Genomic DNA, 2,412 nt, shown 5'->3' with positions numbered 1-2,412 from the left:
GCAACAGTGGGCGCGCCGGTCACCGGCAGCCCGGTCGTAGTCAGCCTGGCCAACGGCCAGACCATCACCATTCCGGTTGGCCAGAGTTCCGGTACTGCCACGGGTGCTGTCACCGACGACGTGTACCAAGGCCACGCGGCCGTCACCAACAGCATCACCAGCGTCAGCGGTGGCAATTACGAGAACCTGGTCGCAAGCCAGGCGCCTGTCAGTACCACTGTTACCGACGTGCAAGACACCACGACTGTATCGCTGACAGCGACGCCAAGCGTGGCCGAAGGTGGCCAGATCGTGTACACCGCGACGCTGACCAATGCTGCGCAGTCGGCGGTAACCGTCACGCTAAGCAACGGCCAAACCATCACCATCGGCGCCAATCAGACCTCCGGCAGCGTCGCCGTTGCCGCGCCAGCCGATGATCCGTACCTCGATGCCGGTCAAGTCAGCGTACACATCACTAATGCCTCGGGTGGCAACTTCGAAAGCCTGGCGATCAACAGCACGCCAGCGGTGACCAATGTCACCGACACCCTGGATACCTCGACCGTGACTCTGACGGCTACGCCGTCCGTGGCCGAGGGCGGCACCATCGTCTACACCGCAACGGTGAATGCGTCGGTCACCGGAAGCCCGGTCGTAGTCAGCCTGGCCAACGGCCAGATCATCACCATTCCGGTCGGCCAGAGCTCCGGTACCGCCACGGGTGCCGTTACTAACGACGTCTATCAAGGCCACGCGGCCGTCAGTAACCAAATCATTGCGGTCAGCGGAGGCAATTACGAGAATCTGGTCGCCAATCAGGCACTGGTCATCACCTCCGTTACCGATGAGCAGGACACCACGACCGTCTCGCTGACGGCAACGCCAAGCGTGGCCGAGGGTGGGCAGATCGTTTACACCGCCACTCTGACGAATGCTGCACAGTCGGCGGTAACTGTAAGCCTGAGCAACGGCCAAACCATCACCATCGGCGCCAATCAGACCTCTGGGAGCATCACCGTTGCCGCGCCAGCCGATGATCCGTACCTCGACGCCGGTCAGGTCAGCGCACACATCACCAATGCTTCGGGCGGCAACTTCGAAAACCTGGCGATCAACAGCACGGCGGCAGTCACAACCGTCAGTGACACCATCGACACCTCTACCGTTACGCTAACCGCGACCCCATCTGTGGCGGAAGGCGGTACCATCGTCTACACCGCAACCGTCACTGCCCCAGTTACAGGCTCGGCTGTCGTCGTGGCCTTAGCCAACGGCCAGACCATCACTATTCCGGTGGGGCAAAGTTCCGGCACCGCCACGAGTGCCGTGACCAATGACGTCTATCAAGGCCACGCTGCCGTCACCAACAGCATCACCAGCGTCAGCGGTGGCAATTACGAGAACCTGGTCGCCAATCAGGCACCGGTCAGCACCTCCGTTACCGATGTCCAAGACACCACCACCGTCTCGCTGACGGCGACGCCGACCGTGGCGGAAGGCGGGGCCATTATCTACACGGCGACAGTGGGCGCGCCGGTGACCGGCAGCCCGGTCGTAGTCAGCCTGGCCAACGGCCAGACCATCACCATTCCGGTTGGCCAAAGCGCAGGTACCGCCACGGGTGCCGTGACCAATGACGTCTACCAAGGCCACACGGCAGTCACCAACAGCATCACTAACGTCAGCGGCGGAAACTACGAAAATCTGGTCGCCAACCAGGCGCCAGTCAGCACCAGCGTTACCGATGTCCAGGACACCACCACCGTCTCGCTAACGGCAACGCCAAGCGTGGCCGAAGGTGGGCAGATCGTTTACACCGCTACCCTGACCAACGCTGCGCAGTCTGCAGTGACGCTCACCCTGAGCAATGGCCAGACCATCACCATCGGCGCCAATCAGACCTCCGGCAACGTCGCCGTTGCCGCGCCAGCTGATGATCCGTATATCGATGCCGGTCAGGTCAGCGCACACATCACCAATGCCTCGGGTGGCAACTTCGAAAACCTGGCGATCAACAGTACAGCGGCAGTCACAACGGTGAGTGACACCATCGACACCTCTACCGTCACGCTAACTGCCACGCCGTCTGTGGCCGAAGGCGGCACTATCGTCTACACCGCCACGGTGAATGCGCCGGTCACCGGTAGCCCGGTCGTAGTCAGCCTGGCTAACGGCCAGACCATCACCATTCCGGTCGGCCAGAGTTCCGGTACTGCCACGGGTGCTGTCACCGACGACGTGTACCAAGGCCACGCGGCCGTCACCAACAGCATCACCAGCGTCAGCGGCGGCAATTACGAGAACTTGGTCGCCAACCAGGCGCCTGTCAGCACCACCGTTACCGATGTCCAGGACACCACGACCGTCTCGCTGACGGCGACGCCAAGCGTCGCCGAGGGTGGGCAGATCGTTTACACCGCCACCCTGACC

General features: G+C 62.4%; 1 protein-coding gene. It reads left to right on the top strand.

Translation table 11 applies throughout. The annotated features are described in order from the left end of the window. The coding region (locus ACQKPS_RS26715; protein ID WP_427606280.1) for an immunoglobulin-like domain-containing protein at positions 1–2,412 on the top strand (2,412 nt) is incomplete at both ends.

This window comes from Pseudomonas sp. NPDC086566, from assembly GCF_050280885.1.
GTDB lineage: Bacteria > Pseudomonadota > Gammaproteobacteria > Pseudomonadales > Pseudomonadaceae > Aquipseudomonas > Aquipseudomonas vlassakiae.
This window is presented reverse-complemented; position numbering and strand designations above follow the sequence as displayed.